We start from the raw sequence: 25,202 nt of genomic DNA, 5'->3' as shown, positions 1-25,202 counted from the left end.
TAATGTCTTCAGGAAACATCTTATGGGGAAGTCAAAACCCTATTGTGTTTAAAAATAGCTTCGGCGTCAGCAACGCTGATACCGGGAGCCAGGATGACTTATCCCAGCAAAATCCGTTTGCCGAAGGGTATGGTGTTTTGCTTATTCTCCTTATGGTTATTCAGGCTATCGCAAATAATAAATTTATTGAAGTCCAGAAGAACGCTGAACGTGCCAGAAATACCCAGGAAAAGTCAAATGAGATGGATGAGGTGATTGCTAAAGCAGCCAAAGGGGATGCTAAAACCAAAGAGGAGGTGCCTGAGGATGTAATTAAATACATGCGTGATAATGGTATTCTCATCGATGGTATGACCATTGATGATTATATGGCTAAATATGGCGATCATGGGAAGCTGGATAAAGGTGGCCTACAGGCGATCAAAGCGGCTTTGGATAATGACGCCAACCGGAATACCGATCTTATGAGTCAGGGGCAGATAACAATTCAAAAAATGTCTCAGGAGCTTAACGCTGTCCTTACCCAACTGACAGGGCTTATCAGTAAGTGGGGGGAAATTTCCAGTATGATAGCGCAGAAAACGTACTCATGAAAAAAGACCCGACCCTACAACAGGCACATGACACGATGCGGTTTTTCCGGCGTGGCGGCTCGCTGCGTATGTTGTTGGATGACGATGTTACACAGCCGCTTAATACTCTGTATCGCTATGCCATGCAGCTTATGGAGGTAAAAGAGTTCGCCGGCGCAGCGCGACTTTTTCAATTGTTGACGATATATGATGCCTGGTCATTTGACTACTGGTTTAGGTTAGGGGAATGCTGCCAGGCTCAAAAACATTGGGGGGAAGCGATATACGCTTATGGACGCGCGGCACAAATTAAGATTGATGCGCCGCAGGCGCCATGGGCCGCAGCGGAATGCTATCTCGCGTGTGATAACGTCTGTTATGCAATCAAAGCGTTAAAGGCCGTGGTGCGTATTTGCGGCGAGGTCAGTGAACATCAAATTCTCCGACAGCGTGCAGAAAAGATATTACAGCAACTTTCTGACAGGAGCTAAAAATGAATCGAATTCACAGTAATAGCGACAGCGCCGCAGGAGTAACCGCCTTAACACATCATCACTTAAGCAATGTCAGTTGCGTTTCCTCGGGTTCGCTGGGAAAGCGCCAGCATCGTGTGAATTCTACTTTTGGCGAAGGCAACGCCGCGTGCCTGTTATCAGGGAAAATTAGTCTTCAGGAGGCAAGCAATGCGTTGAAGCAACTGCTTGATGCCGTACCCGGAAATCATAAGCGTCCATCATTGCCTGACTTTTTGCAGACCAATCCCGCGGTTTTATCAATGTTGATGACGACATTAATACTCAGCGTTTTTGGTAATAACGCTCAATCGTTATGCCAACAGCTTGAGCGGGCAACTGAGGTGCAAAATGCATTACGTGATAAGCAGGTAAAGGAGTATCAGGATCAGATCCAGAAAGCGATAGAGCAGGAGGATAAAGCGCGTAAAGCGGGCATTTTTGGCGCTATTTTTGACTGGATTACCGGCATATTTGAAACTGTGATTGGCGCCTTAAAAGTTGTGGAGGGTTTTCTGTCCGGTAATCCCGCAGAAATGGCTAGCGGCGTAGCTTATATAGCCGCAGGTTGTGCAGGAATGGTTAAAGCCGGAGCCGAAACGGCAATGATGTGCGGTGCTGACCACGATACCTGTCAGGCAATTATTGACGTGACAAGTAAGATTCAATTTGGTTGTGAAGCCGTCGCGCTGGCACTGGATGTTTTCCAGATTGGCCGTGCTTTTATGGCGACGAGAGGTTTATCTGGCGCAGCTGCAAAAGTGCTTGACTCCGGTTTTGGCGAGGAAGTGGTTGAGCGTATGGTAGGTGCAGGGGAAGCAGAAATAGAGGAGTTGGCTGAAAAGTTTGGCGAAGAAGTGAGCGAAAGTTTTTCCAAACAATTTGAGCCGCTTGAACGTGAAATGTCTATGGCGAATGAGATGGCAGAGGAGGCTGCCGAGTTTTCTCGTAACGTAGAAAATAATATGACGCGAAGCGCGGGAAAAAGCTTTACGAAAGAGGGGGTGAAAGCCATGGCAAAAGAAGCGGCAAAAGAAGCCCTGGAAAAATGTGTGCAAGAAGGTGGAAAGTTCCTGTTAAAAAAATTCCGTAATAAAGTTCTCTTCAATATGTTCAAAAAAATCCTGTATGCCTTACTGAGGGATTGTTCATTTAAAGGCTTACAGGCTATCAGATGTGCAACCGAGGGCGCCAGTCAGATGAATACTGGCATGGTTAACACAGAAAAAGCGAAGATCGAAAAGAAAATAGAGCAATTAATAACTCAGCAACGGTTTCTGGATTTCATAATGCAACAAACAGAAAACCAGAAAAAGATAGAACAAAAACGCTTAGAGGAGCTTTATAAGGGGAGCGGTGCCGCGCTTAGAGATGTATTAGATACCATTGATCACTATAGTAGCGTTCAGGCGAGAATAGCTGGCTATCGCGCTTAATCTGAGGATAAAAATATGGAAGCGAGTAACGTAGCACTGGTATTACCAGCGCCTTCCTTGTTAACACCTTCTTCCACTCCATCTCCCTCCGGGGAGGGAATGGGTACTGAATCAATGCTTCTGTTATTTGATGATATCTGGATGAAGCTAATGGAGCTTGCCAAAAAGCTGCGCGATATCATGCGCAGCTATAACGTAGAAAAACAACGGCTGGCCTGGGAACTGCAAGTCAATGTTTTACAGACGCAAATGAAAACAATTGATGAAGCGTTTAGAGCATCAATGATTACTGCGGGTGGCGCAATGTTGTCGGGTGTACTGACGATAGGATTAGGGGCCGTAGGCGGGGAAACCGGTCTTATAGCGGGTCAAGCCGTAGGCCACACAGCTGGGGGCGTCATGGGCCTGGGGGCTGGTGTAGCGCAACGTCAAAGTGATCAAGATAAAGCGATTGCCGACCTGCAACAAAATGGGGCCCAATCTTATAATAAATCCCTGACGGAAATTATGGAGAAAGCAACTGAAATTATGCAGCAAATCATCGGCGTGGGGTCGTCACTGGTCACGGTTCTTGCTGAAATACTCCGGGCATTAACGAGGTAAACATGGTGCAAGAAATAGAGCAATGGTTGCGTCGGCATCAGGTGTTTACTGAGCCTGCATATTTAGGGGAGACCGCCATATTACTTGGGCAGCAGTTTATATTATCGCCTTACCTGGTGATCTATCGTATTGAGGCAAAAGAAATGATTATTTGTGAGTTCAGGCGCCTGACGCCCGGGCAACCTCGACCACAGCAATTGTTTCACTTACTGGGACTTTTACGCGGGATATTTGTGCATCACCCGCAGTTAACATGTTTAAAGATGTTGATAATCACCGACGTTCTGGATGAAAAAAAAGCCATGCTACGCAGGAAATTATTGCGCATCCTGACAGTAATGGGAGCGACCTTTACACCGCTTGATGGCGATAACTGGACAGTTTTATCCGCCGAGCATCTTATCCAGCGACGTTTTTAAATGACCTTCCTGACGTAAATCATTATCACGTGAAAATAACAATCAATAGGTATGATGATGAAAGAAGATCAGAAAAATAAAATACCCGAAGACATTCTGAAACAGCTATTATCCGTTGATCCGGAAACCGTTTATGCCAGTGGTTACGCCTCATGGCAGGAGGGGGATTATTCGCGCGCCGTAATCGATTTTAGTTGGCTGGTGATGGCCCAGCCATGGAGTTGGCGTGCCCATATTGCATTGGCTGGCACCTGGATGATGCTTAAAGAATACACGACGGCCATTAATTTCTATGGACATGCCTTGATGCTGGATGCCAGCCATCCAGAACCGGTTTACCAAACGGGCGTCTGTCTCAAAATGATGGGGGAACCCGGGTTGGCGAGAGAGGCTTTTCAAACCGCAATCAAGATGAGTTATGCGGATGCCTCATGGAGTGAGATTCGCCAGAATGCGCAAATAATGGTTGATACTCTTATTGCTTAAATAACAGAACGAAATATGAAAATTCATATTCCGTCAGCGGCAAGTAATATAGTCGATGGTAATAGTCCTCCTTCCGATATACAAGCGAAGGAGGTATCGTTTCCTCCCCCTGAAATTCCAGCGCCTGGCACCCCCGCAGCCCCTGTGCTGCTTACGCCTGAACAAATAAGGCAGCAGAGGGATTATGCGATACATTTTATGCAATACACTATTCGTGCGCTGGGTGCGACAGTCGTGTTTGGGTTATCGGTTGCTGCAGCGGTAATTTCTGGCGGGGCAGGATTACCCATTGCTATTCTTGCGGGGGCGGCGCTCGTGATTGCTATTGGGGATGCTTGCTGTGCGTATCATAATTATCAATCGATATGTCAGCAAAAGGAGCCATTACAAACCGCCAGTGATAGCGTTGCTCTTGTGGTCAGTGCGCTGGCCTTAAAATGTGGGGCAAGTCTTAACTGCGCTAACACCCTTGCTAATTGTCTTTCTTTATTAATACGTTCAGGAATCGCTATTTCTATGTTGGTTTTACCCCTACAGTTTCCACTGCCCGCGGCTGAAAATATTGCGGCCTCTTTGGACATGGGGAGTGTAATTACCTCCGTTAGCCTGACGGCGATAGGTGCGGTACTGGATTATTGCCTTGCCCGCCCCTCTGGCGACGATCAGGAAAATTCTGTTGATGAACTTCATGCCGATCCCAGTGTGTTATTGGCGGAACAAATGGCAGCGCTCTGTCAATCTGCTACTACACCTGCATTAATGGACAGTTCTGATCATACATCTCGGGGAGAACCATGAAACCTGTTAGCCCAAATGCTCAGGTAGGAGGGCAACGTCCTGTTAACGCGCCTGAGGAATCACCTCCATGTCCTTCATTGCCACATCCGGAAACCAATATGGAGAGTGGTAGAATAGGACCTCAACAAGGAAAAGAGCGGGTATTGGCCGGACTTGCGAAACGAGTGATAGAGTGTTTTCCAAAAGAAATTTTTAGTTGGCAAACGGTTATTTTGGGCGGACAGATTTTATGCTGTTCCGCTGGAATAGCATTAACAGTGCTAAGTGGTGGAGGCGCGCCGCTCGTAGCCCTGGCAGGGATTGGCCTTGCTATTGCCATCGCGGATGTCGCCTGTCTTATCTACCATCATAAACATCATTTGCCTATGGCTCACGACAGTATAGGCAATGCCGTTTTTTATATTGCTAATTGTTTCGCCAATCAACGCAAAAGTATGGCGATTGCTAAAGCCGTCTCCCTGGGCGGTAGATTAGCCTTAACCGCGACGGTAATGACTCATTCATACTGGAGTGGTAGTTTGGGACTACAGCCTCATTTATTAGAGCGTCTTAATGATATTACCTATGGACTAATGAGTTTTACTCGCTTCGGTATGGATGGGATGGCAATGACCGGTATGCAGGTCAGCAGCCCATTATATCGTTTGCTGGCTCAGGTAACGCCAGAACAACGTGCGCCGGAGTAATCGTTTTCAGGTATATACCGGATGTTCATTGCTTTCTAAATTTTGCTATGTTGCCAGTATCCTTACGATGTATTTATTTTAAGGAAAAGCATTATGGATATTGCACAATTAGTGGATATGCTCTCCCACATGGCGCACCAGGCAGGCCAGGCCATTAATGACAAAATGAATGGTAATGATTTGCTCAACCCAGAATCGATGATTAAAGCGCAATTTGCCTTACAGCAGTATTCTACATTTATTAATTACGAAAGTTCACTGATCAAAATGATCAAGGATATGCTTAGTGGAATCATTGCTAAAATCTGAAGTTATTAGCGACGATGTTCGACGGTTGCTGCTGGAAATCATGTTTGCGGGCGTTAACCATAGCCTGATTTCCCAGGTACATGCGATGTTACCAGCGCTAACGGTTATTGTTCCGGATAAAAAATTACAGTTGGTATGTCTGGCATTATTGTTGGCGGGTTTAAATGAGCCGCTAAAAGCCGCGAAAATTTTATCGGATATAGATTTGCCAGAGGCTATGGCGCTGCGTCTGTTATTTCCTGCACCAAATGAGGGGTTTGAAAATTGAATATTTCTGATATGAGCGTAGTGCCTGTAAGCACTCAATCTTATGTAAAGTCCTCTGCAGAACCGAGCCAGGAGCAAATTAATTTTTTTGAACAATTGCTGAAAGATGAAGCATCCACCAGTAACGCCAGTGCTTTATTACCGCAGGTTATGTTGACCAGACAAATGGATTATATGCAGTTAACGGTAGGCGTCGATTATCTTGCCAGAATATCAGGCGCAGCATCGCAAGCGCTTAATAAGCTGGATAACATGGCATGAAGGTTCATCGTATAGTATTTCTTACTGTCCTTACGTTCTTTCTTACGGCATGTGATGTGGATCTTTATCGCTCATTGCCAGAAGATGAAGCGAATCAAATGCTGGCATTACTTATGCAGCATCATATTGATGCGGAAAAAAAACAGGAAGAGGATGGTGTAACCTTACGTGTCGAGCAGTCGCAGTTTATTAATGCGGTTGAGCTACTTAGACTTAACGGTTATCCGCATAGGCAGTTTACAACGGCGGATAAGATGTTTCCGGCTAATCAGTTAGTGGTATCACCCCAGGAAGAACAGCAGAAGATTAATTTTTTAAAAGAACAAAGAATTGAAGGAATGCTGAGTCAGATGGAGGGCGTGATTAATGCAAAAGTGACCATTGCGCTACCGACTTATGATGAGGGAAGTAACGCTTCTCCGAGCTCAGTTGCCGTATTTATAAAATATTCACCTCAGGTCAATATGGAGGCCTTTCGGGTAAAAATTAAAGATTTAATAGAGATGTCAATCCCTGGGTTGCAATACAGTAAGATTAGTATCTTGATGCAGCCTGCTGAATTCAGAATGGTACCTGATGTACCCGCGAGACAAACATTCTGGATTATGGACGTGATCAACGCCAATAAAGGGAAGGTGGAGAAGTGGTTGATGAAATACCCTTATCAGTTGATGTTATCGTTGACAGGACTGTTATTAGGAGTGGGCATCCTGATCGGCTATTTTTGCCTGAGACGCCGTTTTTGAGCCGACCTGATCCCGAGGTGTTGCAACTTTATCGTTATTTCTGGCAACCTGCTCGTTACGCTGTACCGGAATGGCTGGATAAGCTGGGTTTTCATCCTTCAAACTGCTGGCGTTATGGCGATCGGCCCGAGTTGGATCATCTTCTTGACAGAGCGTTAAATAGACTAAGAGGAAGCTCTGTTATTCCAGCCTGTTTAAATGACAGGCAAAAACGGCAGGTTCGTCTTGCGCCGCGTATATCGGCATTTGCCTTTGGGCTGGGATTATTCAAACTCAGGTGTAGTGACTATTTTATGCTACCAGAGTATCGGCAATTGCTTCTACAGTGGTTTAGCGAGGATGAGATCTGGCAGCTATATGGTTGGTTGGGGCAAAGAGATGGCAAATTACTTCCTCCGCAAGTGATGCAACAAACTGCATTGCAGATCGGTACCGCCATTCTTAATCGGGAAGCGCATGACGATGCGGTTTTACATGCGCTATTAGTATTATTACCCCCTCCGCAGCGTATACTTTGGCCGAAGACTTCTCTTACCGAGATTATCTTCATGGAGCATTTGCTATGAGTTTTACTTCACTTCCTCTGACGGAAATTAACCATAAGCTACCCGCTCGAAATATTATTGAGTCACAGTGGATAACATTACAATTAACTTTATTTGCGCAAGAGCAACAAGCTAAGAGCGTTTCACATGCTATTGTGAGCTCCGCTTACCGTAAGGCTGAAAAAATCATCCGAGACGCCTATCGTTATCAGCGTGAACAGAAAGTTGAGCAGCAACAAGAACTAGCGTGCTTGCGTAAAAATACGCTGGAAAAAATGGAAGTGGAATGGCTGGAACAGCATGTAAAACATTTACAAGACGATGAAAATCAATTTCGTTCATTGGTCGATCACGCAGCGCATCATATTAAAAATAGTATAGAACAGGTTCTGTTGGCCTGGTTCGACCAACAGTCGGTAGACAGTGTTATGTGCCATCGTCTGGCACGCCAGGCCACGGCTATGGCGGAAGAGGGAGCGCTTTATTTGCGTATTCATCCTGAAAAAGAGGCATTGATGCGTGAAACTTTTGGCAAGCGGTTTACGTTGATTATCGAGCCTGGTTTCTCTCCCGATCAGGCTGAACTTTCCTCAACACGATATGCCGTTGAGTTTTCACTTTCTCGTCATTTCAACGCGTTACTGAAATGGTTACGTAATGGTGAAGATAAAAGAGGTCGCGATGAATATTAAAATTAATGAGATAAAAATGACGCCCCCTACAGCATTTACCCCTGGCCAGGTTATAGAGGAACAAGAGGTTATTTCGCCTTCAATGTTAGCTCTCCAGGAGTTACAGGAAACGACGGGGGCAGCGCTCTATGAGACGATGGAAGAAATAGGAATGGCGCTGAGTGGTAAACTGCGCGAAAGTAATAAATTCATTGATGCTGAGAAACTGGAGCGCAGACAGCAGGCTTTGCTGCGTTTGATAAAACAAATACAGGAGGATAATGGGGCAACGTTGCGTCCGCTTACCGAAGAGAATAGTGATCCTGATTTACAGAATGCGTATCAAATTATCGCTCTTGCAATGGCGCTTACTGCCGGCGGGTTGTCAAAAAAGAAAAAACGCGATTTGCAATCGCAACTGGATACGCTTACAGCGGAGGAGGGATGGGAACTTGCCGTTTTTAGTTTACTGGAACTTGGCGAAGTGGATACCGCTACGCTGTCCTCTCTGAAACGTTTTATGCAACAGGCGATAGACAACGATGAAATGCCCTTATCGCAGTGGTTCAGACGCGTGGCAGACTGGCCGGATCGCTGTGAACGGGTCCGTATTTTGCTAAGAGCCATAGCCTTTGAACTTAGCATATGCATCGAACCTTCGGAGCAAAGTCGTTTGGCCGCAGCATTAGTACGTTTGCGTCGTTTGCTGTTATTCCTTGGCCTTGAAAAAGAGTGCCAGCGTGAGGAGTGGATTTGCCAGTTGCCGCCTAATACATTACTGCCGCTACTACTCGATATCATTTGTGAGCGCTGGCTTTTCAGTGATTGGTTGCTTGATAGACTTACCGCTATAGTTTCTTCATCGAAGATGTTCAATCGGTTACTCCAACAACTTGATGCGCAGTTTATGCTGATACCCGATAACTGTTTTAACGACGAAGATCAACGTGAACAAATTCTCGAAACGCTTCGTGAAGTAAAGATAAATCAGGTTTTATTCTGATACCTGGCTTTCAATATTTAGGTAAATTGGCTTTCTGGCTCATCATGAGGCGTCAGGATGGATTGGGATCTCATTACTGAACGTAATATTCAGCTTTTTATTCAATTAGCAGGATTAGCTGAACGGCCTTTAGCAACCAATATGTTCTGGCGGCAAGGACAATATGAAACCTATCTAAACTATCATAACGGTCGTATTCACTTATGTCAGATACTCAAGCAAACCTTCTTAGACGAAGAACTGCTTTTTAAAGCGTTGGCTAACTGGAAACCCGCAGCGTTCCAGGGTATTCCTCAACGATTATTTTTGTTGCGCGATGGGCTTGCAATGAGTTGTTCTCCACCTCTTTCCAGCTCCGCCGAGCTCTGGTTACGATTACATCATCGACAAATAAAATTTCTGGAGTCGCAATGCGTTCATGGTTAGGTGAGGGAGTCAGGGCGCAACAGTGGCTCAGTGTATGCGCGGGTCGGCAGGATATGGTTCTGGCGACGGTGTTATTAATCGCTATTGTGATGATGCTGTTACCTTTGCCGACCTGGATGGTTGATATCCTGATTACTATCAACCTTATGTTTTCAGTGATCCTGCTCTTAATTGCTATTTATCTTAGTGACCCTCTCGATTTATCGGTATTTCCGTCTTTATTACTTATTACTACATTATATCGTTTGTCACTCACAATCAGCACATCACGGCTGGTACTGTTACAACATAATGCCGGTAATATTGTGGATGCTTTCGGTAAGTTTGTCGTAGGAGGAAATCTCACCGTTGGGTTGGTCGTATTTACCATCATTACTATCGTGCAATTTATTGTCATTACAAAAGGTATCGAGAGGGTGGCGGAAGTTAGCGCACGTTTCTCGCTTGATGGGATGCCAGGCAAACAAATGAGTATCGATGGCGATTTGCGTGCCGGAGTTATCGATGCAGACCATGCCCGTACATTAAGACAGCATGTCCAGCAGGAAAGCCGCTTTCTCGGTGCGATGGACGGTGCGATGAAATTTGTTAAAGGCGATACGATTGCCGGTATTATTGTTGTTCTGGTGAACATTATCGGCGGTATCATTATCGCTATCGTACAATATGATATGTCGATGAGTGAGGCTGTTCACACTTATAGCGTACTGTCAATCGGAGATGGTTTATGTGGGCAAATTCCATCGCTGCTGATTTCCCTTAGCGCGGGAATTATTGTCACCCGTGTCCCGGGTGAGAAACGCCAGAACCTGGCGACAGAGTTGAGTTCTCAAATTGCCAGACAACCTCAGTCGCTCATATTAACCGCTGTGGTTTTAATGCTCCTCGCTTTAATTCCTGGCTTTCCTTTTATCACTCTCGCTTTCTTTTCAGCGTTGTTAGCATTGCCAATTATCCTCATTCGCCGCAAAAAGTCTGTGGTTTCCGCAAATGGCGTCGAAGCACCGGAAAAAGATAGTATGGTTCCCGGCGCATGTCCTCTAATCTTACGTCTTAGCCCGACGTTACATTCTGCCGACCTGATTCGTGATATTGACGCCATGAGATGGTTTTTATTTGAGGATACCGGCGTCCCTCTCCCTGAGGTGAATATTGAGGTTTTGCCTGAACCCACCGAAAAATTGACGGTACTGCTATATCAGGAACCCGTATTTAGTTTATCTATTCCCGCTCAGGCGGATTATTTATTGATAGGCGCGGACGCTAGTGTGGTGGGTGACAGCCAGACGTTACCGAACGGGATGGGGCAGATCTGTTGGCTTACAAAAGACATGGCCCATAAGGCGCAAGGTTTTGGACTGGACGTTTTCGCGGGCAGCCAACGTATCTCTGCCTTATTAAAATGTGTCCTGCTTCGGCATATGGGAGAGTTTATTGGTGTTCAGGAAACGCGTTATCTAATGAATGCGATGGAAAAAAACTACTCTGAGCTGGTGAAAGAGCTTCAACGCCAGTTACCCATTAATAAAATCGCTGAAACTTTGCAACGGCTTGTATCAGAACGGGTTTCTATTAGAGATTTACGTCTTATTTTCGGCACCTTAATTGACTGGGCGCCACGTGAAAAAGATGTCCTGATGTTGACAGAATATGTCCGTATCGCGCTTCGCCGTCATATTCTGCGTCGTCTTAATCCGGAAGGAAAACCGCTGCCGATTTTGCGGATCGGCGAAGGTATTGAAAACCTCGTGCGTGAATCCATTCGCCAGACGGCAATGGGGACCTATACTGCGCTGTCGTCTCGTCATAAGACGCAGATCCTGCAACTTATCGAGCAGGCGCTGAAGCAGTCAGCCAAATTATTCATTGTCACTTCTGTCGATACCCGACGTTTCTTGCGAAAAATTACAGAAGCCACCTTGTTCGACGTACCGATTTTGTCATGGCAGGAATTAGGAGAGGAGAGCCTTATACAAGTGGTAGAAAGTATTGACCTTAGCGAAGAGGAGTTGGCGGACAATGAAGAATGAATTGATGCAACGTCTGAGGCTGAAATATCCGCCCCCCGATGGTTATTGTCGATGGGGCCGAATTCAGGATGTCAGCGCAACGTTGTTAAATGCGTGGTTGCCTGGGGTATTTATGGGCGAGTTGTGCTGTATAAAGCCTGGAGAAGAACTTGCTGAAGTCGTGGGGATTAATGGCAGCAAAGCTTTGCTATCTCCTTTTACGAGTACAATCGGGCTTCACTGCGGGCAGCAAGTGATGGCCTTAAGGCGACGCCATCAGGTTCCCGTGGGCGAAGCGTTATTAGGGCGAGTTATTGATGGCTTTGGTCGTCCCCTTGATGGCCGCGAACTGCCCGACGTCTGCTGGAAAGACTATGATGCAATGCCTCCTCCCGCAATGGTTCGACAGCCTATCACTCAACCATTAATGACGGGGATTCGCGCTATTGATAGCGTTGCGACCTGTGGCGAAGGGCAACGAGTGGGGATTTTTTCTGCTCCTGGCGTGGGGAAAAGCACGCTTCTGGCGATGCTGTGTAATGCGCCAGACGCAGACAGCAATGTTCTGGTGTTAATTGGTGAACGTGGACGAGAAGTCCGCGAATTCATCGATTTTACACTGTCTGAAGAGACCCGAAAACGTTGTGTCATTGTTGTCGCAACCTCTGACAGACCCGCCTTAGAGCGCGTGAGGGCGCTGTTTGTGGCCACCACGATAGCAGAATTTTTTCGCGATAATGGAAAGCGAGTCGTCTTGCTTGCCGACTCACTGACGCGTTATGCCAGGGCCGCACGGGAAATCGCTCTGGCCGCCGGAGAGACCGCGGTTTCTGGAGAATATCCGCCAGGCGTATTTAGTGCATTGCCACGACTTTTAGAACGTACGGGAATGGGAGAAAAAGGCAGTATTACCGCATTTTATACGGTACTGGTGGAAGGCGATGATATGAATGAGCCGTTGGCGGATGAAGTCCGTTCACTGCTTGATGGACATATTGTACTATCCCGACGGCTTGCAGAGAGGGGGCATTATCCTGCCATTGACGTGTTGGCAACGCTCAGCCGCGTTTTTCCAGTCGTTACCAGCCATGAGCATCGTCAACTGGCGGCGATATTGCGACGGTGCCTGGCGCTTTACCAGGAGGTTGAACTGTTAATACGCATTGGGGAATACCAGCGAGGAGTTGATACTGATACTGACAAAGCCATTGATACCTATCCGGATATTTGCACATTTTTGCGACAAAGTAAGGATGAAGTATGCGGACCCGAGCTACTTATAGAAAAATTACACCAAATACTCACCGAGTGATCATGGAAACTTTGCTGGAGATAATCGCTCGGCGTGAAAAGCAATTACGCGGCAAGCTTACCGTACTTGATCAGCAGCAACAGGCGATTATTACGGAACAGCAGATTTGCCAAACGCGCGCTTTAGCAGTGTCTACCAGACTGAAAGAATTAATGGGCTGGCAAGGTACGTTATCTTGTCATTTATTGTTGGATAAGAAACAACAAATGGCCGGGTTATTCACTCAGGCGCAGAGCTTTTTGACGCAACGGCAGCAGTTAGAGAATCAGTATCAGCAGCTTGTCTCCCGGCGAAGCGAATTACAGAAGAATTTTAATGCGCTTATGAAAAAGAAAGAAAAAATTACTATGGTATTAAGCGATGCGTATTACCAAAGTTGAGGGAAGTCTTGGGTTGCCATGCCAGTCTTATCAGGATGATAACGAGGCGGAGGCGGAACGTATGGACTTTGAACAACTCATGCATCAGGCATTACCCATTGGTGAGAATAATCCTCCTGCAGCATTGAATAAGAACGTGGTTTTCACGCAACGTTATCGTGTTAGTGGCGGTTATCTTGACGGTGTAGAGTGTGAAGTATGTGAATCAGGGGGGCTAATCCAGTTAAGAATCAATGTCCCTCATCATGAAATTTACCGTTCGATGAAAGCGCTAAAGCAGTGGCTGGAGTCTCAGTTGCTGCATATGGGGTATATAATTTCCCTGGAGATATTCTATGTTAAGAATAGCGAATGAAGAGCGTCCGTGGGTGGAGATACTTCCAACGCAAGGCGCTACCATTGGTGAGCTGACATTGAGTATGCAACAATATCCAGTACAGCAAGGGACATTATTTACCATAAATTATCATAATGAGCTGGGTAGGGTGTGGATTGCAGAACAATGCTGGCAGCGCTGGTGTGAAGGGCTAATTGGCACCGCTAATCGATCGGCTATCGATCCTGAATTGCTATATGGAATAGCTGAATGGGGGCTGGCGCCGTTATTGCAAGCCAGTGATGCAACCCTCTGTCAGAACGAGCCGCCAACATCCTGCAGTAATCTACCACATCAGCTAGCGTTGCATATTAAATGGACAGTTGAAGAACATGAGTTCCATAGCATTATTTTTACATGGCCAACGGGTTTTTTGCGCAATATAGTCGGAGAGCTTTCTGCTGAGCGACAACAGATTTATCCTGCCCCTCCTGTAGTAGTCCCTGTATATTTAGGCTGGTGCCAGCTTACGTTAATTGAACTTGAGTCTATCGAAATCGGCATGGGCGTTCGGATTCATTGCTTTGGCGACATCAGACTCGGTTTTTTTGCTATTCAACTACCTGGGGGGATCTACGCGAGGGTGTTGCTGACAGAGGATAACACAATGAAATTTGATGAATTAGTCCAGGATATCGAAACGCTACTTGCGTCAGGGAGTCCAATGTCAAAGAGTGACGGAACATCTTCAGTAGAACTTGAGCAGATACCACAACAGGTGCTCTTTGAGATCGGACGTGCGAGTCTGGAAATTGGACAATTACGACAGCTTAAAACGGGGGACGTTTTGCCTGTAGGTGGATGTTTTGCGCCAGAGGTGACGATAAGAGTAAATGACCGTATTATTGGGCAAGGTGAGTTGATTGCCTGTGGCAATGAATTTATGGTGCGTATTACACGTTGGTATCTTTGCAAAAATACAGCGTAAACCTGATAAGAAAAATAATATGCGAACAATATAATAGCGTTCCAGGTCGTGTCATGAGAGATACAGTATGTCTTTACCCGATTCGCCTTTGCAACTGATTGGTATATTGTTTCTGCTTTCAATACTGCCTCTCATTATCGTCATGGGAACCTCTTTCCTTAAACTGGCGGTGGTATTTTCGATTTTACGAAATGCTCTGGGTATTCAACAAGTTCCCCCCAATATCGCACTGTATGGCCTCGCGCTTGTACTTTCCTTATTCATTATGGGGCCGACGCTATTAGCTGTAAAAGAGCGCTGGCATCCGGTTCAGGTCGCTGGCGCTCCTTTCTGGACGTCTGAGTGGGACAGTAAAGCATTAGCGCCTTATCGACAGTTTTTGCAAAAAAACTCTGAAGAGAAGGAAGCCAATTATTTTCGGAATTTGATAAAACGAACCTGGCCTGAAGACATAAAAAGAAAGATAAAACCTGATTCTTTGCTCATATTAATTCCGGCATTTACGGTGAGTCAGTTAACGCAGGCATTTCGGATTGGATTACTTATTTATCTTCCCTTTCTGGCTATTGACCTGCTTATTTCAAATATACTGCTGGCTATGGGAATGATGATGGTGTCGCCAATGACCATTTCATTACCGTTTAAGCTGCTAATATTTTTACTGGCAGGCGGTTGGGATCTGACACTGGCGCAATTGGTACAGAGCTTTTCATGAATGATTCTGAATTGACGCAATTTGTAACGCAACTTTTATGGATCGTCCTTTTTACGTCTATGCCGGTGGTGTTGGTGGCATCGGTAGTTGGTGTCATCGTAAGCCTTGTTCAGGCCTTGACTCAAATACAGGACCAAACGCTACAGTTCATGATTAAATTATTGGCAATTGCAATAACCTTAATGGTCAGCTACCCATGGCTTAGCGGTATCCTGTTGAATTATACCCGGCAGATAATGTTACGAATTGGAGAGCATGGTTGAATGGCACAACAGGTAAATGAGTGGCTTATTGCATTGGCTGTGGCTTTTATTCGACCATTGAGCCTCTCTTTATTACTTCCCCTATTAAAAAGTGGCAGTTTAGGGTCCGCGATTTTACGTAATGGCGTGCTTATGTCACTTACCTTTCCCATATTACCAATCATTTACCAGCAGAAGATTATGATGCATATTGGTAAAGATTACAGCTGGTTAGGGTTAGTCACCGGAGAGGTGATTATTGGTTTTTTAATTGGGTTTTGTGCGGCGGTTCCCTTTTGGGCCGTTGATATGGCGGGGTTTCTGCTTGATACTTTACGTGGCGCGACAATGGGTACGATATTCAATTCTACAATAGAAGCTGAAACCTCACTTTTTGGCTTGCTTTTCAGCCAGTTCTTGTGTGTTATTTTCTTTATAAGCGGCGGCATGGAGTTTATATTAAACATTCTGTATGAGTCATATCAATATTTACCACCAGGGCGTACTTTATTATTTGACCAGCAGTTTTTAAAATATATCCAGGCAGAGTGGAGAACGCTTTATCAATTATGTATCAGCTTCTCTCTTCCTGCCATAATATGTATGGTATTAGCCGATCTGGCTTTAGGTCTTTTAAATCGGTCGGCACAACAATTGAATGTGTTTTTCTTCTCAATGCCGCTCAAAAGTATATTGGTTCTACTGACGCTCCTGATCTCATTCCCTTATGCTCTTCATCACTATTTGGTTGAAAGCGATAAATTTTATATTTATCTAAAAGACTGGTTTCCATCTGTATGAGCGAGAAAACAGAACAGCCTACAGAAAAGAAATTACGTGATGGCCGTAAGGAAGGGCAGGTTGTCAAAAGTATTGAAATAACATCATTATTTCAGCTGATTGCGCTTTATTTGTATTTTCATTTCTTTACTGAAAAGATGATTTTGATACTGATTGAGTCAATAACTTTCACATTACAATTAGTAAATAAACCATTTTCTTATGCATTAACGCAATTGAGTCATGCTTTAATAGAGTCACTGACTTCTGCACTGCTGTTTCTGGGCGCTGGGGTAATAGTTGCTACTGTGGGTAGCGTGTTTCTTCAGGTGGGGGTGGTTATTGCCAGCAAGGCCATTGGTTTTAAAAGCGAGCATATAAATCCGGTAAGTAATTTTAAGCAGATATTCTCTTTACATAGCGTAGTAGAATTATGTAAATCCAGCCTAAAAGTTATCATGCTATCTCTTATCTTTGCCTTTTTCTTTTATTATTATGCCAGTACTTTTCGGGCGCTACCGTACTGTGGGTTAGCCTGTGGCGTGCTTGTGGTTTCTTCTTTAATAAAATGGTTATGGGTAGGGGTGATGGTTTTTTATATCGTCGTTGGCATACTGGACTATTCTTTTCAATATTATAAGATTAGAAAAGATCTAAAAATGAGTAAAGATGACGTAAAACAGGAGCATAAAGATCTGGAGGGCGACCCTCAAATGAAGACGCGGCGTCGGGAAATGCAGAGTGAAATACAAAGTGGGAGTTTAGCTCAATCTGTTAAACAATCTGTTGCGGTAGTGCGTAATCCAACGCATATTGCGGTTTGTCTTGGCTATCATCCCACCGATATGCCAATACCACGCGTCCTGGAAAAAGGCAGTGATGCTCAAGCTAACTATATTGTTAACATCGCTGAACGCAACTGCATCCCCGTTGTTGAAAATGTTGAGCTGGCCCGCTCATTATTTTTTGAAGTGGAACGCGGAGATAAAATTCCTGAAACGTTATTTGAACCCGTTGCAGCCTTGTTACGTATGGTGATGAAGATAGATTATGCGCATTCTACCGAAACACCATAAATGCTTTTGGTATGCTTCTTCAGGCCACTGCGAAGGTTAAGAGGGTAATAGCGTATAGAGCAGTGCTTGACGATAAAGGTGAGAGACTGAAAATAATCGCTTTTAGCCTGGCACAAGCACCAGATAGCGTATTATAAAATTAAACAAGATAATGGATTGGTGCGTCTGAATGGACTCGAACCATCGACCCCCACCATGTCAAGGTGGTGCTCTAACCAACTGAGCTACAGACGCATTAAAATGATGGTGCGTTCAATTGGACTCGAACCAACGACCCCCACCATGTCAAGGTGGTGCTCTAACCAACTGAGCTATGAACGCAACGTTGTAGGTGACAACGGGGACGAATATTAGCGTCACAACCGCAATGAGGCAAGAGGGAAATCGCAATTTTCTTCCTGAAATCACCTGATTGCGGTGGAAATATGCAACATGTCGAGAAAATAGCCGCCATGCGACGGCTATCGTCGTATTATCGCGCAGCGCGCTGCAAAATGATGGCGGACGGCTGACGTTGTAGATAGCGCATCCGTAGCATCATTAACACCGCCGCCGAGGTCAGGCCGATGATGAACCCCATCCAGAAGCCTGCCGGTCCCATACGATCCACCACCAAATCCGTTAACGCCAGGATATAACCGCTGGGTAAACCTAACACCCAGTAGGCGGTAAAGGTGATAAAAAAGATGGAACGCGTATCTTTATAACCGCGCAGAATACCGCTGCCGATAACCTGTATAGAGTCGGAAATCTGGTAAACCGCAGCGAGCAGCATTAATTGCGCGGCAAGCGCCACGACCTCAGGGTTGTCATTGTAGAGCAAAGCAATATGCTTACGCAGAGTAACGGTAAAAATAGCGGTAACCACAGCCATACAAATGCCGACGCCTAAACCGGTACGCGCTGCGGTTTGCGCATCCAGCGTTGAGCCCTGGCCCAGACGATAACCCACTCGAATCGTTACCGCCGCAGCCAGCGACATCGGCAGTACGAACATCAGCGAGCTAAAGTTAAGCGCAATCTGATGACCGGCGACATCCACAATACCTAATGGCGAAACCAGCAGCGCAACGACCGCAAATAACGTCACTTCAAAGAACAGCGCCAGCGCAATCGGCAACCCCAGTTGAATCAGGCGCTTCATGACGACGCTATCAGGTTTGCCAAAGCCTTTTTCATTACGAATATCACGCATTGAACGCGCGTGTTTAATGTAAGAAAGCATGGCGATAAACATCACCCAATAGACCGCCGCAGTCGCAACGCCGCAGCCGATACCGCCGAGTTCCGGCATACCAAAATGGCCATAGATAAAAATATAGTTCACCGGAATATTCACCAGCAGGCCCAAAAATCCCATCACCATACCCGGTTTGGTTTTGGCCAGACCTTCGCACTGGTTTCGCGCTACCTGAAAGAAAAGGTATCCTGGCGCGCCCCACAGTAGCGCGCGAAGATAACCCACGGCTTTATCAGCCAGCGCCGGATCAATATTATGCATGGAGCGGATAATGTATCCGGCATTCCACAGGACGATCATCACCAGCACGGAGACAAAGCCCGCCAGCCAGAACCCTTGTCGAACCTGATGCGCGATACGCTCACGACGGCCGGAGCCATTGAGTTGCGCAATCACCGGCGTCAAGGCCAGCAGTAAGCCGTGACCAAACAAAATGGCGGGAAGCCAGATAGAGGTGCCGATAGCGACGGCAGCCATGTCCGTAGCGCTATAGCCTCCTGCCATGACGGTATCGACAAATCCCATTGCGGTCTGTGCCACTTGCGCAAGGATCACCGGTATCGCTAACGCTAATAACTGACGCGCTTCACTGGTATACTTCTGCACGTATTCACCTTTTATTTTGTTGTTATATGAAAGACTAAAAAGCCGCCGTAGTGGCAGCCAAAAGAAATAGCAGGGGAAATTTCAGTCTATTGTAGCGGGGTATTACTATTTCTCCAGCGAAAAAACAGTTGTTAACGGCGCATTGCTGGCAAGCTGTTTTTCCACCTGCTATTGTGCTGAACAGTTCTGCTTTTATTTATTTCAGGAGTTGAAGATATGTTTACGGGGATCGTACAGGGTACCGCGAAACTGGTATCGATTGATGAAAAACCCAACTTTCGTACCCATGTGGTGATGTTACCGGACTACATGCTGGAGGGGCTGGAGACGGGGGCGTCGGTAGCGCATAACGGATGCTGTTTGACGGTGACTGAAATAAACGGTAACCAGATAAGCTTTGATCTGATGAAAGAAACGTTGCGCATCACCAATCTGGGCGCGTTGAGGGTAGGTGATGAGGTCAACGTAGAGCGCGCCGCCAAATTCAGCGATGAAATCGGTGGACATCTGATGTCGGGGCATATTATTACGACGGCGGAGATCGCGAAAATCATGACCTCCGAAAATAACCATCAGGTGTGGTTTAAAGTGCAGGATGCGTCCCTGATGAAGTATATCCTGTACAAAGGCTTTATCGGCGTCGACGGCATCAGTTTGACCGTCGGCGAGGTAACGCCAACGCGCTTCTGCGTGCATCTCATTCCGGAAACGCTGGAACGTACTACGCTTGGCAGAAAAAAGCTGGGTGAGCGTGTGAATATCGAGATCGATCCGCAAACGCAGGCGGTTGTCGATACCGTAGAACGCGTACTGGCTGCGCGAGAAAATGCGGTCAGAAATCAGGCCGACATTGGCTAACGGAAAATAAGATTCCCCCGCATGAAATGCGGGGGAGATGATTAGCGAGGAACGCGCAGTCCGTTTTCAACGCCGCGCGTAAATACCACCTGCCAAAGCTGAATATCACGCGCGCGAAACGCACCCGCGCAGGCGTTGAGATAATAGCTGAACATACGTTTAAAGCGCTCGTTATAATTGCCCGCAATCTCTGGCCAGGCATTGATAAAGCGCTCGTGCCACGCCATCAGAGTCGTGTCATAGTCGGCGCCAAAGTTATGCCAGTCTTCCATTACAAAGTGTGATTCGCTGGCCTCGGCGATTTGACGAACAGACGGCAAGCAACCGTTGGGGAAAATATACTTATTGATCCACGGATCGACATTATGATCGGTTTTTTTAGAACCAATAGTATGGAGCAGGAAAAGACCATCCGGTTTTAAATTCCTGTCAACAACTTCAAAATAGGTGTTGTAGTTTTTTGGCCCGACATGTTCGAACATGCCGACGGAGACGATTCGGTCAAACTGATCGTTAAGGTCGCGATAATCTTCCAGGAGAATGGAGACATCCAGACCTTCGCAACGCGTCTGCGCCATTTTTTGTTGTTCAGCGGAGATCGTTACGCCCACCACGCTAACGCCATAATGGGTCGCCATATATTGCGACAGGCCGCCCCAGCCGCAGCCGATATCCAGCACACGCATCCCCGGTTGTAGCTGTAGCTTTTCGCAAATTAATTTCAGCTTGGCTTGCTGTGCCGCTTCCAGCGTATCGGCATCTTTCCAGTAGGCGCAAGAATATTGCATATAGGGATCGAGCATACGGGAAAAAAGGTCATTACCAAGATCGTAATGTTCCTTGCCGACAATCCAGGCGCGTTTTTTACTTTGTAGATTAATCAGACGCGCGCCGAGGATACGGAGCGTATCTTTAACATGGTGGGGGAGTTGATTTTCAAGACCGGCACGTAAGACTTTGCTGAAGAAAATATCCAGACGCTCGCATTCCCACCAGCCATCCATGTAACTCTCACCTAACCCCAACGATCCTTCCTGAAGGACGCGTTTAAAAAAATCGGGATTCTTAACACGAATGTCAGACGGGGCGGAACCATTAATTGTAATATCCGCGCGACTTAACAATTCGTTGGCGATTCGGTACCAGTTATCATCCGGTACGCTGACTTCTTCTATACACGATGAACTCATAGTTTCTCCATCACTGGACGGTGATCAGAACCTTAAAACAGCGTAGACGCTTTTTTGGCTTTGTGAGAAATCCCACGGACAATTCCGTGAGCCAGTTATCCGACGTAGAACAGAGGAAGGGAGGAGCCCTTGCCGAAAAGGCCATCCATGGTGAATCGGGAACGCTCCGGTTCCCGTTAATGCCTAATAATTATCGTAATATAAACAACCGGGAATCAGTATAGGCCGCAATTTTTGATGATTCAACCGAAAATTGTTAGCGTGCTAATTACCAGCGGTTAACAAGTCTTTAGTGAGACTTGTCGTGGGCGACATTGGCATGGGGAAATCCGGTCTCAGCGCAATCTGCATGAGACTGCATTTTGTAACCTAACGCCGCCAGAACAACGGTAGAGAGCATTACGCTGGTGGTGGTCAGCAGCGGCGTGCTGATGAGCCATGAAACCACCAGGCTTGCCAGGAAACATAACCCCAGTTGCAGCGTATTTTGTAGCGCCGCAGCGCGTCCCGTGGCTTGAGGGAAAGGGCGTAACGCTTGCGCGACGACGATAGGGTAGATTGCGCCATTAGCAATCGCCATTACGCAGAAAGGAATCAGGATCTCCACCAGTGAGGCATTATTCAGAAGGCCCGCTCCCCAGGTGGCGATAACGCTCAGCGCGTACAGCCCTAACAGCCACGGAAGCAATTGGTAGCCCTGCCATTTTTGTAGCGCCGCGCGGCAACCATATCCGCCAATCAGAAAAGCGATGGTTTGCGGAACATAGCTCAGGCCAATCACTGCCGGGCTGTAACCCATCGCGCTGAGAATAAACGGCGACCCTGTTAGCCACGCAAAAAAGCTGGCGGAACAGGCGGCATAAATCAGCACATTACCGCGATAGGTTTTAGAGCGTAACAGTGTCGCGAAAGTGAGTTTATCCTGTCCTTCGGTACGCGCTTTTACCGATGGTTTTAAGCGCAGCGCCGGCAACATCAGCAACAACGTAATCACGAACAGGGTGGCGAAAATCGCCTGCCATGAGAAATGCGTCAGTATCCAGCTTCCCAGTAAGGGCGCAAGCGCCGGGGATAAGCCCACCAGTGGCATGATAGTGGCGAAGATACGGTTAATTTTTTGCGAAGGATAATAATCGGTCACCAGCGCTTGCCAGATTACCGTTGCCGCGCAAACGCCGACGGCCTGCACGAAGCGCAGCGTCAGCAGTGCTGCCGCGCTTTCTACCCACAGCATCCCCAGACTTCCGAGCGCAAAGATAGATAACCCCAGCAGTAAAATCGGTTTACGGCCATAACGATCCGATAGCGGTCCCCAAAGTAGTTGCGCGACGGCAAAGCCAGCTAAAAACAGGCTGAGGCTGGCGCTGACCGCGGCGGCAGGCGTTTGTAAATCCGCCTGTATGGCGGCAAACGCGGGCAGGTACATGTCCGTAGCCAGAAATCCCAGCACGCTAAGGCCGGCTAACCAGACTAAAAAACCTTTTCCAGGTTGCATATTTGTTTCTCTTTCTTATCAGACAGACATTGTCGCAGAGTGTAGGGAGTGAAATTACGGTTGTGAAACGTTAATATTTGTCCAGTGAATTCAAAATTTTTGTAGGCAAATTATGTGGTCGGAATACTCGCTTGAAGTGGTTGACGCCGTGGCGCGCAATGGCAGTTTTAGCGCGGCGGCGCAGGAACTGCACCGTGTGCCTTCAGCAGTCAGTTACACCGTTCGTCAGTTAGAGGAGTGGCTGGCCGTACCGCTTTTTGTACGACGTCACCGTGATGTTGAACTGACGCCTGCTGGCGTCTGGTTTTTAAAAGAAGGGCGTTCTGTTATCAAAAAAATGCAGATCACTCGCCAGCAGTGTCAGCAAATTGCTAATGGCTGGCGCGGGCAGTTAGCTATTGCGGTGGACAATATCGTCAGACCAGAACGTACCCGGCAGATGATCGTCGATTTCTATCGCCATTTTGACGATGTGGAACTGCTGGTTTTTCAGGAGGTGTTTAACGGCGTCTGGGACGCGCTCTCCGACGGGCGTGTCGAACTGGCGATTGGGGCGACGCAGGCGATTCCGGTAGGGGGGCGTTACGCTTTTCGGGATATGGGGACCCTGAGCTGGAGCTGCGTAGTGGCAAGCGATCACCCGCTGGCGTCGATGCCTGGGCCGTTAAGCGATGATACCCTGCGCAACTGGCCGTCGCTGGTCAGGGAAGACACTTCGCGAACCTTACCGAAACGGATTACCTGGCTGCTGGATAACCAAAAAAGGGTCGTCGTACCGGACTGGGAGTCATCGGCAACCTGCCTGTCGGCAGGACTATGCGTGGGAATGGTGCCGACGCATTTTGCCCGACAGTGGATAGACAGCGGAAAATGGGTGGCGCTGACGTTAGAGAATCCGTTTCCCGATGCGGCCTGTTGCGTGACGTGGCAGCAAAACGAGGCCTCGCCCGCGCTGACATGGCTGCTGGACTATTTGGGCGATAGCGAAACGTTGAATCGGGAGTGGCTGCGGGAGCCAGAAGAGGCTCCCGACAGCGGGGATTAACGCCGATAGTCGCGGAACGGGCCGTCAGCGACCGAGCGACGCTCAACCAGGCGTGGATGAACTTCAATAGACTGTGACTCTTCACGCTTATTGACGATGCGATCCAGTAGCATATTAAATGCGGTTTCGCCTAAAGAGTCTTTGGGCTGGTGAATCGTCGTCAGCGCCGGGGTAAAGTAACGGGCGTTACGCACATTGTCATAACCGATCACCGAAACGTCCTGCGGTACGCGAAGCCCCATTTCGTCAGCCGCGCAAAGCGCGCCCATCGCCATAATATCGCCGCCGCAGAAAACGGCGGTAGGGCGATGTGACTGCGATAAGATTTGCTGCATCGCGTGGTAACCGGACTCCGGCTCGAAGTCGCCCTGAACAATCCAGTTGTCCGGCACGTTGATCAGCGCCTCCTCCATGGCTTTCATAAAGCCTGCCAGCCGCCCCGCGCCGGTGTTGCGCTCCAGCGGGCCGGGAATAACGCCGATATCCCGGTGGCCGCGCTCAACCAGATAACGACCCGCCATATAGCCGCCTGCAAAGGCGTTATCAATCACCGTGTCGGTAAAATCGGCCTTCGCTTCACCCCAGTCCATCACCACCATCGGAATATGGCGATACTCTTCCAGCATGGAAAGCAGAGGTTCTGGATACTCAGAACACATCACCAGCAGGCCATCCACGCGCTTTTGCGCCATCATGGACAGGTAGGCGCGCTGTTTTTCCAGGTTATTCCAGGCGTTGCCTAAAATCAGCGTATAGCCTTTCTGGAAACAGTTTTTTTCAACTGCCTCGATAATTTCGGCAAAATAGGCCGCTTCGCTGCTGGTCGCCAGTAAGCCTATCGACTTGGTATGGTTAACCTTCAGGCTACGCGCGACGGCGCTGGGAGAGTAGTGCAGCTCTTTAATTGCCGCCCAGACCGCGTTACGCGTTTCTTCAGCGACAAAACGCGTTTTGTTGATTACGTGTGATACAGTTGTAGTGGAAACGTTTGCCCGTTTCGCTACATCTTTAATTGTTGCCATTACATTTCACTCCAGACCCTCGCTAAGCTCCTGAGAAACGCCAGGTAAACGTTTGCCTACACACACCCTAATCGCAACATCAGGGTTGCGGCACGCCGGAAAAACGACACGGAACGTCAGGAAGGGGTCAATGGCCGTTACGCTAATTCAGTAAGCCTGGAATTTTGTCTGATCTTGAGGAAAAGGGG

The 25,202-nt window shown here is 47.3% G+C and carries 31 protein-coding genes and 2 tRNA genes; 27 read left to right on the top strand and 6 right to left on the bottom strand.

Translation table 11 applies throughout. From position 1 onward, the window contains the following. The first annotated feature begins 2 nt into the window (after nucleotides 1-2). The 25 genes from sseB (at nucleotide 3) to ssaU (ending at nucleotide 17,558) form a co-directional block, all read left to right on the top strand. On the top strand, nucleotides 3-593 hold the full coding sequence (sseB, locus tag QEN31_RS12555; protein ID WP_000094422.1) for an SPI-2 type III secretion system translocon protein SseB: 591 nt from the start codon (nucleotides 3-5) through the stop codon (nucleotides 591-593). Continuing rightward, the gene (gene sscA / locus QEN31_RS12550) at nucleotides 590-1,063 is read left to right on the top strand and encodes a SycD/LcrH family type III secretion system chaperone SscA (protein ID WP_000711024.1); all 474 of its coding nucleotides are present in this window, start codon (nucleotides 590-592) and stop codon (nucleotides 1,061-1,063) included. The genes sseB and sscA overlap by 4 nt, the downstream gene beginning before the upstream one ends. 2 nt (nucleotides 1,064-1,065) lie before the next feature. Further along, complete coding sequence (sseC, locus tag QEN31_RS12545) at nucleotides 1,066-2,520, top strand: SPI-2 type III secretion system translocon protein SseC (RefSeq protein WP_064239877.1); 1,455 nt, start codon at nucleotides 1,066-1,068, stop codon at nucleotides 2,518-2,520. Between the two features lie 15 nt (nucleotides 2,521-2,535). Next, nucleotides 2,536-3,123, top strand: a complete 588-nt coding sequence (gene sseD, locus QEN31_RS12540; RefSeq protein ID WP_000388323.1) for an SPI-2 type III secretion system translocon protein SseD — start codon at nucleotides 2,536-2,538, stop codon at nucleotides 3,121-3,123. 2 nt (nucleotides 3,124-3,125) lie between these two features. After that, nucleotides 3,126-3,542: an LcrR family type III secretion system chaperone SseE gene (gene sseE / locus QEN31_RS12535; protein ID WP_017466107.1), complete on the top strand. Its 417-nt coding sequence runs from the start codon at nucleotides 3,126-3,128 to the stop codon at nucleotides 3,540-3,542. Between the two features lie 51 nt (nucleotides 3,543-3,593). After that, nucleotides 3,594-4,028 (top strand): SycD/LcrH family type III secretion system chaperone SscB, encoded by a 435-nt coding sequence (sscB, locus tag QEN31_RS12530; RefSeq protein WP_000979963.1) that lies wholly within the window; start codon nucleotides 3,594-3,596, stop codon nucleotides 4,026-4,028. A 15-nt stretch (nucleotides 4,029-4,043) separates the two neighbouring features. Next, nucleotides 4,044-4,826: a type III secretion systems effector SseF gene (sseF, locus tag QEN31_RS12525; protein ID WP_000690718.1), complete on the top strand. Its 783-nt coding sequence runs from the start codon at nucleotides 4,044-4,046 to the stop codon at nucleotides 4,824-4,826. Further along, entirely contained in the window at nucleotides 4,823-5,512 is a 690-nt protein-coding gene (sseG, locus tag QEN31_RS12520) for a pathogenicity island 2 effector protein SseG (RefSeq protein ID WP_000805851.1), read from the top strand. The genes sseF and sseG overlap by 4 nt, the downstream gene beginning before the upstream one ends. A 93-nt stretch (nucleotides 5,513-5,605) precedes the next feature. Further along, entirely contained in the window at nucleotides 5,606-5,821 is a 216-nt protein-coding gene (gene ssaG, locus QEN31_RS12515; protein ID WP_000350226.1) for a type III secretion system needle filament protein SsaG, read from the top strand. Then, a complete protein-coding gene (locus tag QEN31_RS12510) occupies nucleotides 5,799-6,089 on the top strand; it encodes an EscG/YscG/SsaH family type III secretion system needle protein co-chaperone (protein ID WP_000444713.1) in 291 nt (96 codons plus the stop codon). The genes ssaG and QEN31_RS12510 overlap by 23 nt, the downstream gene beginning before the upstream one ends. Before the next feature lie 11 nt (nucleotides 6,090-6,100). Further along, complete coding sequence (gene ssaI, locus QEN31_RS12505; protein ID WP_001574409.1) at nucleotides 6,101-6,349, top strand: SctI family type III secretion system inner rod subunit SsaI; 249 nt, start codon at nucleotides 6,101-6,103, stop codon at nucleotides 6,347-6,349. Then, the gene (gene ssaJ / locus QEN31_RS12500; RefSeq protein ID WP_000862878.1) at nucleotides 6,346-7,095 is read left to right on the top strand and encodes an SPI-2 type III secretion system apparatus lipoprotein SsaJ; all 750 of its coding nucleotides are present in this window, start codon (nucleotides 6,346-6,348) and stop codon (nucleotides 7,093-7,095) included. The genes ssaI and ssaJ overlap by 4 nt, the downstream gene beginning before the upstream one ends. A gap of 17 nt (nucleotides 7,096-7,112) precedes the next feature. After that, the gene (locus tag QEN31_RS12495) at nucleotides 7,113-7,661 is read left to right on the top strand and encodes a type III secretion system domain-containing protein (RefSeq protein ID WP_001535905.1); all 549 of its coding nucleotides are present in this window, start codon (nucleotides 7,113-7,115) and stop codon (nucleotides 7,659-7,661) included. After that, the gene (gene ssaK / locus QEN31_RS12490) at nucleotides 7,658-8,332 is read left to right on the top strand and encodes an SPI-2 type III secretion system apparatus protein SsaK (RefSeq protein ID WP_000011212.1); all 675 of its coding nucleotides are present in this window, start codon (nucleotides 7,658-7,660) and stop codon (nucleotides 8,330-8,332) included. The genes QEN31_RS12495 and ssaK overlap by 4 nt, the downstream gene beginning before the upstream one ends. Next, on the top strand, nucleotides 8,298-9,314 hold the full coding sequence (gene ssaL, locus QEN31_RS12485) for an SPI-2 type III secretion system apparatus protein SsaL (protein ID WP_000238879.1): 1,017 nt from the start codon (nucleotides 8,298-8,300) through the stop codon (nucleotides 9,312-9,314). Before ssaK ends, ssaL begins: the two co-directional genes overlap by 35 nt. A gap of 57 nt (nucleotides 9,315-9,371) precedes the next feature. Beyond that, the gene (gene ssaM, locus QEN31_RS12480; protein ID WP_000383702.1) at nucleotides 9,372-9,740 is read left to right on the top strand and encodes an SPI-2 type III secretion system apparatus protein SsaM; all 369 of its coding nucleotides are present in this window, start codon (nucleotides 9,372-9,374) and stop codon (nucleotides 9,738-9,740) included. Beyond that, complete coding sequence (gene ssaV / locus QEN31_RS12475) at nucleotides 9,725-11,770, top strand: SPI-2 type III secretion system apparatus protein SsaV (RefSeq protein ID WP_001258231.1); 2,046 nt, start codon at nucleotides 9,725-9,727, stop codon at nucleotides 11,768-11,770. Before ssaM ends, ssaV begins: the two co-directional genes overlap by 16 nt. Beyond that, nucleotides 11,760-13,061: a SctN family type III secretion system ATPase SsaN gene (ssaN, locus tag QEN31_RS12470; protein WP_000787213.1), complete on the top strand. Its 1,302-nt coding sequence runs from the start codon at nucleotides 11,760-11,762 to the stop codon at nucleotides 13,059-13,061. The genes ssaV and ssaN overlap by 11 nt, the downstream gene beginning before the upstream one ends. 2 nt (nucleotides 13,062-13,063) lie before the next feature. Continuing rightward, a complete protein-coding gene (gene ssaO / locus QEN31_RS12465; protein ID WP_000449089.1) occupies nucleotides 13,064-13,441 on the top strand; it encodes an SPI-2 type III secretion system apparatus protein SsaO in 378 nt (125 codons plus the stop codon). Next, complete coding sequence (ssaP, locus tag QEN31_RS12460) at nucleotides 13,422-13,796, top strand: SPI-2 type III secretion system apparatus protein SsaP (RefSeq protein WP_001223304.1); 375 nt, start codon at nucleotides 13,422-13,424, stop codon at nucleotides 13,794-13,796. Before ssaO ends, ssaP begins: the two co-directional genes overlap by 20 nt. Further along, nucleotides 13,777-14,745 carry an SPI-2 type III secretion system cytoplasmic ring protein SsaQ gene (gene ssaQ / locus QEN31_RS12455; RefSeq protein WP_000944190.1) on the top strand — a complete coding sequence of 323 codons (969 nt, stop codon included), beginning with the start codon at nucleotides 13,777-13,779 and terminating at the stop codon, nucleotides 14,743-14,745. Before ssaP ends, ssaQ begins: the two co-directional genes overlap by 20 nt. A gap of 67 nt (nucleotides 14,746-14,812) precedes the next feature. Further along, nucleotides 14,813-15,460, top strand: coding sequence for an SPI-2 type III secretion system export apparatus protein SsaR (gene ssaR, locus QEN31_RS12450; protein WP_000056367.1), 648 nt, complete (start codon nucleotides 14,813-14,815; stop codon nucleotides 15,458-15,460). After that, on the top strand, nucleotides 15,457-15,723 hold the full coding sequence (gene ssas / locus QEN31_RS12445) for an SPI-2 type III secretion system apparatus protein SsaS (RefSeq protein WP_000999982.1): 267 nt from the start codon (nucleotides 15,457-15,459) through the stop codon (nucleotides 15,721-15,723). The genes ssaR and ssas overlap by 4 nt, the downstream gene beginning before the upstream one ends. After that, nucleotides 15,724-16,503 (top strand): SPI-2 type III secretion system apparatus protein SsaT, encoded by a 780-nt coding sequence (ssaT, locus tag QEN31_RS12440; protein ID WP_000068766.1) that lies wholly within the window; start codon nucleotides 15,724-15,726, stop codon nucleotides 16,501-16,503. After that, the gene (gene ssaU, locus QEN31_RS12435; RefSeq protein ID WP_001291716.1) at nucleotides 16,500-17,558 is read left to right on the top strand and encodes an SPI-2 type III secretion system apparatus protein SsaU; all 1,059 of its coding nucleotides are present in this window, start codon (nucleotides 16,500-16,502) and stop codon (nucleotides 17,556-17,558) included. Before ssaT ends, ssaU begins: the two co-directional genes overlap by 4 nt. Nucleotides 17,559-17,715: 157 nt before the next feature. Here ssaU and QEN31_RS12430 read toward each other — a convergent pair. From QEN31_RS12430 to mdtK, 3 genes are all read right to left on the bottom strand, one after another. Next, nucleotides 17,716-17,792 (bottom strand) — tRNA-Val (locus QEN31_RS12430). 10 nt (nucleotides 17,793-17,802) lie between these two features. Continuing rightward, nucleotides 17,803-17,879, bottom strand: a tRNA-Val gene (locus QEN31_RS12425). Nucleotides 17,880-18,030: 151 nt separating this feature from the next. After that, nucleotides 18,031-19,404 carry a multidrug efflux MATE transporter MdtK gene (gene mdtK, locus QEN31_RS12420; RefSeq protein ID WP_001175077.1) on the bottom strand — a complete coding sequence of 458 codons (1,374 nt, stop codon included), beginning with the start codon at nucleotides 19,402-19,404 and terminating at the stop codon, nucleotides 18,031-18,033. 216 nt (nucleotides 19,405-19,620) lie between these two features. Here mdtK and QEN31_RS12415 point away from each other — a divergent pair, with 216 nt between their 5' ends. After that, nucleotides 19,621-20,262 carry a riboflavin synthase gene (locus tag QEN31_RS12415; RefSeq protein ID WP_000493967.1) on the top strand — a complete coding sequence of 214 codons (642 nt, stop codon included), beginning with the start codon at nucleotides 19,621-19,623 and terminating at the stop codon, nucleotides 20,260-20,262. Between the two features lie 41 nt (nucleotides 20,263-20,303). Here the strand turns inward: QEN31_RS12415 and cfa are convergent, their stop codons facing one another. Together cfa and punC are read right to left on the bottom strand one after the other, a co-directional pair. Next, nucleotides 20,304-21,452: a cyclopropane fatty acyl phospholipid synthase gene (cfa, locus tag QEN31_RS12410; protein ID WP_000098879.1), complete on the bottom strand. Its 1,149-nt coding sequence runs from the start codon at nucleotides 21,450-21,452 to the stop codon at nucleotides 20,304-20,306. A gap of 289 nt (nucleotides 21,453-21,741) precedes the next feature. Then, nucleotides 21,742-22,947: a purine nucleoside transporter PunC gene (gene punC, locus QEN31_RS12405; protein ID WP_001182316.1), complete on the bottom strand. Its 1,206-nt coding sequence runs from the start codon at nucleotides 22,945-22,947 to the stop codon at nucleotides 21,742-21,744. Nucleotides 22,948-23,059: 112 nt separating this feature from the next. On the opposite strand from punC, the gene punR reads away from it, so the two are divergent. Further along, nucleotides 23,060-23,992, top strand: coding sequence for a DNA-binding transcriptional activator PunR (gene punR / locus QEN31_RS12400; protein WP_000269525.1), 933 nt, complete (start codon nucleotides 23,060-23,062; stop codon nucleotides 23,990-23,992). Here punR and purR read toward each other — a convergent pair. Further along, nucleotides 23,989-25,014, bottom strand: a complete 1,026-nt coding sequence (purR, locus tag QEN31_RS12395) for an HTH-type transcriptional repressor PurR (protein ID WP_000190993.1) — start codon at nucleotides 25,012-25,014, stop codon at nucleotides 23,989-23,991. The genes punR and purR overlap by 4 nt on opposite strands. Nucleotides 25,015-25,202 lie beyond the last annotated feature (188 nt).

The organism is Salmonella sp. SA15303 (assembly GCF_029962125.1).
GTDB lineage: Bacteria > Pseudomonadota > Gammaproteobacteria > Enterobacterales > Enterobacteriaceae > Salmonella > Salmonella enterica.
The sequence above is the reverse complement of the archived record's forward strand: the minus strand, read 5'-3'. Positions and strand labels throughout refer to the sequence as shown.